10 protein-coding genes are annotated in these 13,698 nt (G+C 36.8%); 6 read left to right on the top strand and 4 right to left on the bottom strand.

Features of this window, described 5'->3' with window-relative positions:
* Window positions 1-141 precede the first annotated feature (141 nt).
* From AC13DP_RS07020 to AC13DP_RS07000, 5 genes are all read left to right on the top strand, one after another.
* On the top strand, window positions 142-3,165 hold the full coding sequence (locus AC13DP_RS07020; protein ID WP_483067466.1) for a tetratricopeptide repeat protein: 3,024 nt from the start codon (window positions 142-144) through the stop codon (window positions 3,163-3,165).
* Window positions 3,166-3,213: 48 nt separating this feature from the next.
* Complete coding sequence (locus AC13DP_RS07015; RefSeq protein WP_483067465.1) at window positions 3,214-4,950, top strand: TonB-dependent receptor; 1,737 nt, start codon at window positions 3,214-3,216, stop codon at window positions 4,948-4,950.
* A 220-nt stretch (window positions 4,951-5,170) separates the two neighbouring features.
* Entirely contained in the window at window positions 5,171-6,295 is a 1,125-nt protein-coding gene (locus AC13DP_RS07010; RefSeq protein ID WP_013070346.1) for a hypothetical protein, read from the top strand.
* A gap of 97 nt (window positions 6,296-6,392) precedes the next feature.
* A complete protein-coding gene (locus AC13DP_RS07005; RefSeq protein ID WP_347407097.1) occupies window positions 6,393-8,018 on the top strand; it encodes an amidohydrolase in 1,626 nt (541 codons plus the stop codon).
* 42 nt (window positions 8,019-8,060) lie between these two features.
* Window positions 8,061-8,993, top strand: coding sequence for a peptidylprolyl isomerase (locus AC13DP_RS07000; protein ID WP_272958489.1), 933 nt, complete (start codon window positions 8,061-8,063; stop codon window positions 8,991-8,993).
* Between the two features lie 173 nt (window positions 8,994-9,166).
* On the opposite strand, the gene AC13DP_RS06995 is transcribed toward AC13DP_RS07000, so the two are convergent.
* Entirely contained in the window at window positions 9,167-9,808 is a 642-nt protein-coding gene (locus tag AC13DP_RS06995) for a peroxiredoxin (RefSeq protein WP_347407098.1), read from the bottom strand.
* Between the two features lie 155 nt (window positions 9,809-9,963).
* Window positions 9,964-10,524, bottom strand: a complete 561-nt coding sequence (locus AC13DP_RS06990) for a thioredoxin family protein (RefSeq protein ID WP_347407099.1) — start codon at window positions 10,522-10,524, stop codon at window positions 9,964-9,966.
* 68 nt (window positions 10,525-10,592) lie between these two features.
* Here AC13DP_RS06990 and AC13DP_RS06985 point away from each other — a divergent pair, with 68 nt between their 5' ends.
* Entirely contained in the window at window positions 10,593-10,928 is a 336-nt protein-coding gene (locus tag AC13DP_RS06985; protein ID WP_013070351.1) for a tRNA-binding protein, read from the top strand.
* A gap of 60 nt (window positions 10,929-10,988) precedes the next feature.
* On the opposite strand, the gene AC13DP_RS06980 is transcribed toward AC13DP_RS06985, so the two are convergent.
* Both AC13DP_RS06980 and AC13DP_RS06975 read right to left on the bottom strand, forming a co-directional pair.
* Window positions 10,989-11,690, bottom strand: coding sequence for a potassium channel family protein (locus AC13DP_RS06980; RefSeq protein WP_013070352.1), 702 nt, complete (start codon window positions 11,688-11,690; stop codon window positions 10,989-10,991).
* Between the two features lie 7 nt (window positions 11,691-11,697).
* Window positions 11,698-13,461: a TrkH family potassium uptake protein gene (locus AC13DP_RS06975; protein WP_228251515.1), complete on the bottom strand. Its 1,764-nt coding sequence runs from the start codon at window positions 13,459-13,461 to the stop codon at window positions 11,698-11,700.
* Between the last annotated feature and the right edge of the window lie 237 nt (window positions 13,462-13,698).

Raw genomic sequence — 13,698 nt, 5'->3', positions numbered from 1 at the left:
GCTATAAAACTAAGGCTAAATATACATTTTTAGTACACTGCAAAAGCACTTTTTTCTACATTAACATAATTATAGTGTTTAAATCGCGTTTAGAATTAAAGCATTAAATTATCTTTGATTACCAAACCTAAAAAACTATAAATGACAACCGGCAAACCTTACCTAATTGTTGTTTTTTTATTGGTGGCAAGTATTGGATTTTCCCAGCAGTCTGCCATTTATACCAATGATCTTGTGAAATTTAATAAAGCCTTAGAATTGTATAATAATGAGCAATATCTGGCTGCACAAAAACTTTTTGCAGATGTTAAAGAACAAGCAACAGACGAGAAAATTAAAGGCGATTGTGCTTACTATGTAGCCAATGCCGCAGTGAGATTAAACCAACCACGGGCAGATGAGCTTATGGAGCGTTTTGTTTCCCGATATCCAACCAGCACTAAAACAAACTCTGCTTACCACGATGTAGCCACTTACTATTTTAATACCGGTAAATATCCACAGGCACGTAAATGGTATGATATGGTCGATGAAAAAAGTATGAGCCGTGCCGATCTAGAGAAATATTACTTTAATAAAGGATATGTTTATTTTCAGACTAATGATTTAGAACAGGCGAAAAATTATTTTAACCGGGTTGTAGATTCTGAGCAGTATGGGGCCCAGGCGAAATATTATATTGGTTATATGGCTTACGAATCAGACGATTATGACCAGGCAAACCAGTACTTTGATGAAGTAAAAGGGGACGAGCGTTACGGCAAAGAACTTTCGTACTATCAGGCCGATATGAATTTTAAGCTTGGGAATTTTGAAAAAGCCATTCAGCTTGGTAAAGAGCAGTTGCCAAAATCGAACGTGGTAGAAAAATCACAGCTGAATAAGATTATAGGAGAAAGCTATTTTAATTTAAAGCAATACGATCAGGCTATTCCTTACTTAAAAGAATACCAGGGTGTAAGAAGAAAATGGAATAATACCGATTATTACCAGTTAGGCTACGCTTATTATAAGCAAGGGGATTATGCAAATGCGATTTCAGAATTCAATAAAATTATTGATGGTAAAAACGCGATTGCTCAAAACGCCTACTATCATTTGGCACAATCGTATCTAGAATCGGGACAAAAGCAGCAGGCATTAAACGCATTTAAAAATGCCAGTGAAATGGATTTTGATGCGAAGATCAAAGAAGATGCAATGCTGAATTACGCAAAGCTTGGTTACGAAATTGGGAATAGTTATGAGAGCCCTTCTAAAGTATTGATTACATTCCTGGAAACCTATCCAAATTCGCCAAATAAGGCTGAAGCTGAGGAATTATTAATCAACTCTTTTATCACTTCAGGAAATTTTGAAGAAGCGATGAACCTTTTAGAAAGCAATAGAAATTTTGCTGATAAAGTGGCTTATCAAAAAGTAGCGTATTATTACGGACTTCAGCTTTACGAAGAAGGCGATTATTATGAAGCGATCAAGAATTTTGAGAAAGCCTTAAAAGAACCTCGTGATCCAAAAATTACCGCAAAAGCGACCTACTGGAAAGCTGAAAGTGAATTTAATGTGAACAGAATTGACGATGCGATTATAGGCTATAAAGAATTTGGAGGAATGACAGCTGCTGCCGGAACCGATGAAAAAACAGATTTAGATTATAATATTGGATACGCGTATTTTAAGAAAAACGAGTATGATCGCGCTATCGAATATTTTAAGAGATATGCTGAAAATAGCCAGCATGACGCAGCTAAAAGAAACGATGCTTATTTGAGGCTAGGCGATAGTTACTTTGTAAATAGCCAGTATTGGCCGGCAATGGAATCATATAATGCAGCTATCGCAAACGGAGTTGGTAATGCCGATTACGCGGCTTTCCAAAAAGCTATTAGTTATGGTTTTGTAGATCGAAACGAACGTAAGATCGAGGATCTTTCAGGATTCAATAGTAAATATCCCCGATCAGCTTTTCGTGACGATGCATTATATGAATTAGGAAATACCTATGTGGCGACCAATAACACCTCGCAGGCGATTTCAACCTACGATCGTTTAATTAGAGAAGTGCCAGGAAGTGCTTTGGTTCCTAAAGCAATGTTGAGACAGGGATTAATTTATTATAATTCCAATCAGGGAGAAAAAGCGCTTAGTAAGTTTAAAAAAGTAGTAAACGATTATCCAAATACCCCTGAAGCGATGGAAGCGGTTTCTACAGCTCGTAATGTGTATGTAGACTTAGGTAGGACAGATGAATATGCGGGTTGGGTTAAGAATATTGATTTTGTTGAGGTTAGTGATGCCGATTTAGATAACACTACTTACGAAGCTGCCGAAAATCAATATTTGGCAAATAATACCTCGCAGGCAAAATCGAATTTCGAGAAATATTTAAAAAGTTTTCCTAACGGAATTCATGCTATTAATGCAAATTTCTATCTAGCGCAATTACAATATCGCGATGGTGATAAAGAAGGATCTGTTCCACATTATAAGTATGTTATCGCTAAACCAAATAATGAGTTTACCGAACAGGCCTTAGCAAGACTTTCTCAAATTTATCTTGAAAAATCACAATATCAGGAAGCATTACCATTGTTGCAGCGTTTAGAGCAGGTAGCCGGTGATACTCAAAATAAGATTTATGCACAGTCTAACCTGATGAAATCTTACGATGAGATGAATCAGCCGGGACAGGCAGCAGCTTATGCCGATAAAGTTTTGGCGAATCCGGAAGCCGATAAACAGGCAAGAACCGATGCGCAATTAATAGTGGCAAGATCGGCTATAAAATCGGGTAACGAAGCAAAAGCAAAAACAGCTTATGCGGAAGTTCAAAAAACGGCGACTGGCGAATTAGCTGCTGAAGCACTGTATTATGATGCTTATTTTAAAAATAAAAGTAATAATTATGAAGCTTCGAATGCTGCGGTACAGGTATTAGCCAAAGATTTTTCAGGATATAAAAAATGGGGGGCTAAGGGATTGGTGCTTATGGCTAAAAACTTCTATAAACTAGGGGATGCTTACCAGGCCACTTATGTTTTGGATAATGTGATTAAGAATTTTAGTAAATATCCAGATGTGGTTCAGGAAGCTCAACAGGAGCTTTCCAGAATAAAAGCCGAAGAAGCAAAAACCAATTCTTCCGTACAAACCGGAAATAATTAAATCCTTAAAAGGATCAGATCAACCTAACAACAATTTAAGAAATTATATATGAAATTTGTTTCAGTAAAAAGGAGCTTGTTTTTATGTCTGTTTTTAGTAAGTGGTTTTGCTTTTGCACAAGACCCAATAGATAGTGAAACAGTTACGGTGGTAAAACCTTATTCGCCATCGGTACGAGAGGCTTCTAAAATAAAAGCGGTACCAGGGAAAGCAGATTCGGTAAGTACTACAAAAAAGTCAGTAAAATATAATATTTTCTCGGTTCCGGTAGCTTCAACCTTTACTCCGGTAAAAGGAAGGGCCACCAGGGTAGAACGTGTTCGTCTTCCTAAAGCTTACGATAATTATGCAACTTTAGGATTAGGAAATTATACCAATGTCTTAGCCGAATTTTATAGTAATATCGAAGTAAACCGCGATCAGAACTTTGGAGTTTATTTGCTGCATAATTCTTCTCAGGGAGGGATAGATGGTGTTTTATTGGATAATAAATTCTACGACACATCGCTTAATCTTAATTATGGAAGTAAAGACCGTGATTATTCCTGGAATACTGAGCTTGGTGTGCAACATCAGTTATTTAATTGGTACGGTATTTCTGAAAACGTTCCAATGACTGATGCTGAAATTCTTACCACGGTAGATCCGCAGCAAAATTATTATTCGGTTTTTGGAGGTGGAAATATCGAGCTGTATGATTCTTTCTTTAAAACTGCCGATCTTGAAATTAGACAAACAGGTGATGCTTTTGGAACTTCAGAGCAAAAAGTAGATTTAAACAGTACGTTAGAATTTAATATTGCAGACGAATTAATTACAACAGATGTTCAGGCCAATTTTGTAAATGGCTCGATGGATAGAATTTATGCCGAAAATGTTGAAAATAAATACACATTTTTAAATGTGGGAGTGACTCCAAGTTTATTAATTCTAAGAAATAATTTAACCCTTAATATAGGGGCTGCATTTTTCTATGGTTTAGATACAGAAAATAGCGATAGTAACTTCTACTTATATCCAAAAGTTACCGCCAGTTATAAGTTAGCCGGTGATTATTTTACGCCTTATGCTGGTTTGGAAGGGGGGCTTAAGCAAAATTCCTACTACGATTTTGTGCAGCAGAACCCTCATATTTCACCAACTATTATGGTAGCACCCACAGATAATTTATATAATTTTTATTTAGGTGCAAAAGGAAAATTGACCAACACTGTTTCTTATAATTTTAGAGGAGGCTACAATGCGGAGGATGTAAAACCCCTTTTTGTAAGAAATGTTTATAACCCGGATATTAGGGAAGGCTACGCTTACGGAAACTCTTTTGGGGTAGTTTACGACAATGTAAAAACACTCTCGTTTTTCGCGAATATTAGTTTAGATGTAAACGATAATTTTAGGTTAGGAATTACCGGAGAATTTTTTGATTATGATACTGATCGTGAACAGGAAGCATGGAATTTACCAAATTATACTGCCGAGCTCACCGCAGATTATCAAATTACAGAAAAATGGTACGCTGGTGCTAACCTGTTTTTAGTAGGAGAGCGGGAAGCGATGGCAATTGTGGATAGTCGTCCTGTAGATGGCGGTATAGAGAGAGCATTTATTACTTTAGATAGTTATTTTGATGCGAATGCTCATGTAGGTTATCGCTTTAACGATCAACTTTCAGCGTTTGTGAAAGGTAGCAACCTTTTAAATAACGATTATCAGCGCTGGAGCGATTTCCAGGTACAGGGAATCCAGGTTTTAGGGGGCGTAACCTATAAATTTGATTATAATTAAGAACTCTTAAATATATAACTACGAAAGGCGACCAGATCATCTGGTCGCCTTTTTGTTTTATTAAACTGTAAATATCTGTTTTAATTCTTACAAGCAATTTAAAAACTTCTTAGTTTTGTCTCACAAAATTGATAACAATAAGAAAACATAGGATCAAGAAAATTAATAATCTTTGTATGTTAATTTGCATCCAAATTTGTCAATAATCTAAGCGTAATTAATGGCTAAAAAATTTAAACGTATTAACCGGGATCGTCCTTATTTAAATATCCTGGATTTTCTTGTAAAAGAAAGAACCTTCCTGGGCATCATCATGGTTGGTATTATCGTTGCCGGTATCTCTACCGGGTATGGTAGGGCCGCAATGTGGGTGGGATTCTTTTTTGCTGCTTATGCTACTGTAGCTAATGATAGTATCCAGTCTTTAGGAACTTTTATTGAAAGTAATAAAGCTAGAAAATGGTGGATATTATGGCTTTTTGTAGGATCGATTTTCCTGGTCACAGTTACGTGGAGTTTCCTTCATTACGATGGAGATGTGACCTATCAACGACTTTTAAACCCCGATGGAACGTCAGATTATCCACATCCCGAGAAGTTTAGTTTCTTCCAGATCATAGCTCCTTTAGTGTTGTTAATTCTTACCAGAATGAGAATGCCGGTATCGACGACATTTCTTATTTTAAGTGTTTTTAGTGCGGATACCTCTGGAATCACTTCAGTAGTTGGTAAGAGTTTGTCGGGTTATGTAATGGCTTTTGTATTATCCTTTGCAGTATGGTATTTATCATATAATGCCATAAGAAAGTTTTTTAAAAGTCGTAAAGCGCATACCGGTTGGATGGCGGTACAATGGATTGTGAGTGGTTCACTTTGGGCGGTTTGGGTAATGCAGGATGGGGCAAACATCGCTGTTTTCTTACCCAGACATCAAAGTCTGTTTCAGTTTATCATATTTGCGGTAACCATCTTTTTAGGGCTAGGATTGCTATTCTATTTGCGAGGCGATCGTATTCAGGAAGTGGTAAGTGAAAAATCACGAATTTCAGATATACGTGCAGCAACGCTGGTGGATTTAACTTACGTTTTATTATTAATCTACAAGCTGTTTATTAGTACTGTACCTATGAGTACCACCTGGGTTTTCCTTGGAGTTATCGGGGGGCGTGAGATTGCTATAAGTTTGGCCCGTAAGAAAAAAGGTAAAAAACATCGAAAGAAAGCCTTTAAATTAATTGCCAGAGACTTTATTTACGCTTTTTTAGGACTCATTATTTCTGTTGCCCTTGCGGCGGCGGCAAATAAAAGTATTCGTGATGCAATTTTTGCAAGTATTAGCGTATAATTCTGGGAGCATTTCTTCAGAACCATATAATTTCATTCAAATGCACCTTAGATAAGGTGCATTTTTTATTTTTACAACTTATCTTAAAAAGTGAACTATGCGTAATATTTTTACAATTTTATTTGTATCATTTATTTTGTGTTCTTGCGATTCTAAGCAGAAAGTAGATCTCATTGTAACCAATGCGAAGATTTATACGGTAGATGAAGATTTTTCTATGGCCGAAGCTTTTGCGGTAAAAGACGGAAAATTTGAAGCAATTGGGACAGTTTCAGAAATTACGTCGATTTATGAAGCAAATAAAACCATAGATGCCCACGGTAAAGCAGTCTATCCAGGTTTTATTGATGCTCATGCGCATTTTTATCGTTTAGGCCTTCAGCAGCAAATGGTAAATCTAGTCGGCACAAAAAGCTATGAAGAAGTAGTAGCAAGAATCGTTGAATTTCAACAAAAAAATAATAAGTCCTTTATCACAGGGGGTGGTTGGGATCAAAATGATTGGGAAAATAAAGAGTTTCCAGCCAAAGACACCTTAGATCGTTTATTTCCGGATACGCCAATTGCTTTAAGCCGAATTGATGGTCATGCCTTACTGGTAAATCAAGCTGCGTTGGATAAGGCAGGGGTTACTACAGAAACTACTTTTGAAGGTGGTGATATCGAGCAGAAAAATGGGGAGTTAACCGGTATCCTGGTCGATAATCCTATGCAATTAATTTTTGATGCGCAACCAAAACCAACCGAAGACGAAATGGCTGAAGCCTTGATGACTGCTCAAAAAATGTGTTTTGAGTATGGTTTGACTACCGTGGTAGATGCCGGTATCGATCGTAAAGTGATCGAACTTATGGACAGTTTACAACAGCATCGGGATTTTAAAATGAGAATCTATGCAATGATTAGCAATACCGAAGAAAACCTTAATTATTATCTTGATAAGGAACCTTATAAAACTGAGCACTTAAATGTACGATCGGTAAAATTTTACGGTGATGGCGCTTTAGGTTCTCGAGGAGCCGCTTTAAAAGAGGAATATAGTGACCGTCACGGTCATTTTGGGGCCTTGCTTTCTCCTATAGAGACTTTTAAAGAGGTAGCGGCTAGAGTTGCAAAATCAAAATATCAGTTAAATACGCATGCTATTGGGGATTCAGCTAATTATGTGGTGCTAACAACTTATGATTCTTTGCTGAAAAATGATCCTGACCGCAGATGGCGGGTAGAACATGCTCAGATTATTGATGAAGAGGATTTTAAATACTTCAGTAAAAATATAATTCCTTCTGTCCAACCTACACATGCTACAAGTGATATGTACTGGGCAGAGGATCGTTTGGGTGAAGAACGGTTACAAGAAGGCGCTTATGCATATAAAAAATTATTGGACCAGGCAGGATTGGTTGCTTTAGGTACTGATTTTCCGGTAGAGCAAGTAAGTACGTTCTTAACCTTTTATGCGGCAGTAGCAAGAAAGGACACTGAAAACTATCCTGAAGGCGGCTTTATGAAAGAGGAAGCTTTAACTCGTGAAGAAACCTTAAAAGGAATGACCATTTGGGCGGCTTATGCGAACTTTGAAGAAGAGGAAAAGGGAAGTATCGAAAAAGGTAAATTTGCCGACTTTATCCTATTGGAAAAGGATATTATGGAGGTAGACGAAAGCGAAATTCCTAATCTAAAAGTAGTGGAAACTTACGTTGGGGGAGAAAAAGTGTTTTAAAAAACAGAAAAGAGTATCTTTGCTAAAATTAAAAACTAAAAAATGGATAACGGAATATATGCTAAGTTTCACACCACGAAAGGTGAAATTTTAGTAGCATTAGAATATGAAAAGGCTCCGGGAACAGTAGGAAATTTTGTTGGGCTTGCTGAAGGAAATTTAGAAAACGAAGCAAAATCACAGGGAACGCCTTATTACGACGGATTAAAATTTCATCGGGTAATTCCAGATTTTATGGTTCAGGGTGGTGATCCTCAGGGGACTGGGTCTGGTGGTCCAGGTTATAAATTTGATGACGAAATTCATCCAGATCTTAAGCACGATGCTCCAGGTAAATTATCGATGGCCAATGCAGGTCCTGGTACTAACGGTAGTCAGTTTTTTATTACTCACGTAGAGACACCATGGTTAGACGGGAAGCATACGGTATTTGGAAGTGTGGTTGAAGGTCAGGATGTTGTAGATAGCATCGCTCAGGGTGATAAAATCGAAAAGTTAGAAATTATCCGTGAAGGGGAAGAAGCTAAAAATTGGAATGCAGTAGAAACGTTCCGTCAGTTTAATGGTGCTAAAGCAGAGCGTGAAGCTGCTGCCCTAAAGCAACAGGAAGAACTTCTTGGTAAATTAGCACAGGGTTTTGAAAAAACCGATAGTGGTTTACGCTATAAAATTGAGAAAGAAGGAGACGGTAAACAAGCCGAAAAAGGAAAAACGGTTGCTGTACACTACAAAGGTCGCTTGGCCGATGGTACTGTTTTTGATTCTTCCTATAAAAGAAATCAGCCTATAGAGTTTCCTATTGGTGTAGGACATGTAATTGCTGGTTGGGACGAAGGTATTTTAAAACTAAAAGTTGGTGACCAGGCAAGATTTGTGATCCCTTCTCATCTTGGATATGGTGAGCGTGGTGCAGGTGGTGTAATCCCACCAAACGCAACATTGATTTTTGATGTAGAGTTAATGGATGTAAAATAATACAGAATAATTATAAAAAAAGCTGCTCGACCGAGCAGCTTTTTTTATTGGTACCGCCAAAGGGCGTAATAGCCGTCCCGATAGCAATCGGGATGCTTTGGAATTGAGATTTTGTCTCTATCGAATGCCTTGTGGGCTTGCCCAAAGGTAATTTACGATTGTTTTTTAAGAAATTAGTCCAAATTGGGTTGTGGGGTCATTCTCAAATATGGTTTCACTTCTTTATATCCTTTAGGGAATAGACCTTTAGCATCTTCGTTAGAAACCGCAGGACTAATAACTACTTCTTCACCATGTTTCCAGTTTGCCGGAGTCGCTACTTTATGATACGCCGTTAATTGTAAAGAATCGATAACACGAAGAATTTCTTCAAAATTCCTACCGGTACTTGGTGGATAGGTTAATGTTAACTTTACTTTCTTATCAGGACTAATAATAAATACCGATCTTACCGTCGCTTTATTATCTTCATTTGGATGGATCATGTCGTAAAGATTCGAAACATTTTTATCCTCATCAGCGATAATGGGATAGTTAAGTTTTACTTTCTGAGTTTCCTCAATGTCTTTTACCCAACCTTTGTGAGATTCCAGATCGTCGATACTTAAAGCGATTACTTTAGTGTTACGCTTATCAAATTCTGGTTTGTAATTGGCTACAGTTCCTAATTCCGTAGTACAAACCGGCGTATAATCTGATGGGTGAGAGAATAATATTCCCCAACTATCGCCAAGATAATCGTAAAAATTTATTTTTCCTTCTGTAGTTTCAGCATCAAAATTTGGTGCAGTATCTCCTAATCTTATAGTACTCATAGTCTGATCTTTTTAAATTGTATTCAAAATTAAAGAAAATCAAATCAAATAACCTATTAAATCTATAGGATAATTGTGTTTTGTGAAAAGTTTAACCCGATATTTCTTTTTCTGGAGAAATAAGAGGTTATTTCATATAATTTAAGCAGTTGGCACTAAGCCTGTTTCCATTTAATATTGCAGCCAATACTCGGTTTTTGATCTTCCGCAACTTTTTCTCCGGCAAGAATAGCATCCATGGCATTTCTAAGATCTTTTCCGGTAACCGGTTTTTCGTTTCCGGGACGAGAATCGTCTAGCTGACCGCGATAAGCGAGTTCTAAATTTTCATCAAAAAGAAAAAAGTCTGGCGTGCAGGCAGCATCATAAGCTTTTGCAACACTTTGGTCTTCATCGTATAAATAAGGGAAAGTATATCCTTCTTTTTGAGCAGCTTTTTTCATTAATTTCGGGCTGTCGTCAGGATAATTTTCAACGTCATTGCTGGAAACTGCCACTATCCCAAATCCTTTAGCCTGATATTCTTCGCCTAGTTTGGCGATTTCTGAATTTACATGCTTTACGAATGGACAATGGTTGCAAATAAACATGATTAATATTCCTTTTGGTCCTTTTAGTGCTTCAATATCAAAGGTTTTATCGGTTACTGTATCGTATAATTCAAACTCTGGAGCTTTAGTGCCCAAAGCCAACATATTTGATGGAGTACGTGCCATAATTTTTTACTATAAATTTACAATTTTGTACTCTAGAATATCTAAATTTCCGTAGAAATACAAATGCTATGGAAATAAGTTGGAAAGACTTTGAAAAAGTTGAAATGCGGGTAGGAACAATCATCGAGGCCAAGCAGTTCCCAGAAGCCAGGAAGCCCGCTTACAAATTAAAAATTGATTTTGGAAAACATATAGGTTTTAGAAAGACCTCTGCACAAATTACCAGAAACTACGAGCCTCAGGATCTGGTAGGGAAACAGGTCATTGCGGTAATTAATTTCCCAGATAAGCAAATCGCTAATTTTATGAGTGAATGTCTGGTTTTGGGAGCAGTAGGAGATCATAACGATATTGTCCTTATTGAGCCTGGTTTAGAGGTTGAAAATGGCATAAGAATTGGGTAGGGTACACTAATAATGATTGCAATAATGCTTCAATTTTGAAGTGATTTTTTCAATTCAAAATTATCGATCTCTTTTCTGCTGATCTTCTAATAATTTTCTGATATCTTTTTTGTTTCCGTAGATCACCATGATATCGCCTTTGTATAGTTTGGTGCCTGCGGAAGCAACGCCTTTAATATTGGTTATTTTTTTTGCGCACCCAAGATCGTTTTTACCTTCAGTGACTTTCATTGTAGTCAAAATAATAAGGTCATAATCTTCTCTAAAGCGTATTTCCTGTAAGGTTTTATCGTGGTATTGATCCGGTACCTGCACTTCAACAATACTATAATCCTCATTAAGTTCAAAGCTATCTACCACTCCGCGCATATTCAGTTTTTTGGCCCAGCGCTCGGCGGTTTCTTCTTCAGGGTGAATAATCTCATCTACGCCCATAGCTTCTAATACCATTTCCTGCAATCCCTGTTGTGCACGGCTAATAAGTCGCTTTACATTTAACTTTTTCATCAAAGCTGTGGTCATCACATTGGCGCCCTGATTTTCTCCAATGGCTACCACTACAACATCGGTATCCCTAAGAGGCAGGTTAGATACAGCAGCCGATTCTGTTGCATCAAGATTAATCGCATGTGTGATTTTATCTTTTATGGATTCGATACGATCCATACGAATATCAACACCAATAACTTCATTGTTAAGTGCAGTAAGCTTTTGGGCTAATGAAGAACCAAAGTTTCCTAATCCAATAATGATATATTTCATAATGCTATTAGTTAATTAAAACTTCCTCTGTAGGGTATTTATAATTTAAATGTTTTACATCAGCCAAAAATGCGGCCATAATAGTAAGCATGCTTACTCTACCGGCAAACATGGTCATGATAATTACAATTTTTGAGGCACCGGAAAAATTTGCAGTAATCCCTAAGCTTAATCCTACGGTACTGTAAGCAGAAATAGATTCGAAAGCCACATCAAGTAAGTGCATATCGGGGTCAAAATAAGAGATCATTAAAATCGATAATCCTACAAAAAGTATAGATAAGGTCATGATCGCAAAAGCTCTTCGTAAAGAGTTATTTGCAATTTCCCGGTTATAAACTTCTACACGGTCTTTACCTTTTGCCAGACTTAAAAAATTAAGCGTAGCAATAGCTATCGTGCTTGTTTTAATACCACCACCTGTAGATCCAGGGGAAGCACCAATCCACATTAAAAACATAATCACCATAATGGTAGAGAAATGCAATGCCCCCATATCGACCGAGTTAAACCCGGCAGTTCTAGGAGTCGAGGAACCAAAGAAAGAAGCAGCCAGTTTTCCAAGGAAATTATAATCTTTTAGGGTATTGTTGTATTCAAAGAACATAAAGAAAACCGTACCGCCCACGAGTAATATCGCTGTGGTGACCAGTACAATTCTGGAATTCAAATTCAAAACCCATGGCATATGAACCGGCTGGTCTGGTCTTTTAAACCGTAAAAAATTCTTTTTGATAAAATACTTTCCATACTTATATATGTTAAGTACAATAGGAAATCCTAAACCTCCCAGAATAAACAGTACTGATAAAATGATATGCAATGGAAAATTAAATCGATATTCCGGTTGGTATAGACTATATTCTAAAGTAGAAAAACCGGCATTACAAAACCCTGAAATGGTGTGAAAAACCGAAAAGAAAATACGATCACCAACAGTTTCGAATAATTGAGGATCTAAGCTCATATAAATTAATAAACCTCCTATAAATTCGAATACAAAAGTGATAAACAAAATCTTTTTTAATGCCGAAAAAACTTCGCCCAGTGTCTCTGAATCGGTGACGTTTTTCATCATTAACTGATTCTCATACGAGGTGCTACCACGGAAAAAATAACTAAAGTAACTGGCAAAAGTCATGATTCCCAATCCCCCTAGCTGAATTAAAACCAAAATGATACTTTGTCCAAAAGTTGTAAAATAGCTACCTGTATCAACCACAATAAGTCCGGTGACACAAACTGCGCTGGTAGAGGTGAATAAAGCATCTAAAAACGAAATGCCATTGTGAGTAGCTTTAGGAAGCATAAGGCACAGTGTCCCTATTATTATGAGTATTAAAAAACTAATAATAAACAGTTGTGCCGGATTGATAATTTCTCGATTGATCTTTAATTCAAACCTGGATAATTCCCGGATAAAATAAATAACGATAGCCAGGTAGATCCAGCCCATTTTATTGAAAAATTCGAAAAATCCAAGATTCTCTCTAATAGCATCAACCTGTGCAAGAGCGAGGAGGCCAAATAGCGAGAAAATGATAGTATCGAAAAATCTAACCTTGTTAGGGAAACGATCATTGGCGATAAAATAACGTAAAGCAATAGAAGGAATTCCAACGAGAAGGGTAATAAAATAAAAAGTTCTTATTTCGATTTCAACAAATTTCTCATGAGAAAAGCCTAAATCAAAAATTATTGCTATTACCGCAAAGAAACTTAGCCAAAAAGAAAACCTTCTTAGGTACTCTAAAATTTTATATTTACTCATACACTACTGAAATTGTAGTAAAATTCAGTTTAGTTGGGTGCAAATCGAAGTACGCACGCGCTAAAATATAGCGCAAGATAAATAGAAAAGGATAGACTTTAAGAAAGATTGTTTTAAATAAAACCCAAAATTTACTCGATAAGCGAAAGCTTAAGCAGCCGCTGTTGAGTTCAAAGTTTAAAAGTTCAAGGTTTAAAGTTGTTTTTTTCTATCTTCATTTTCACATCAACAAATTTT

This window comes from Zunongwangia sp. L-65 (genome assembly GCF_056859415.1).
Note: the sequence above shows the minus strand (reverse complement) of the source record. Positions and strands in the feature narration are given on the sequence as shown.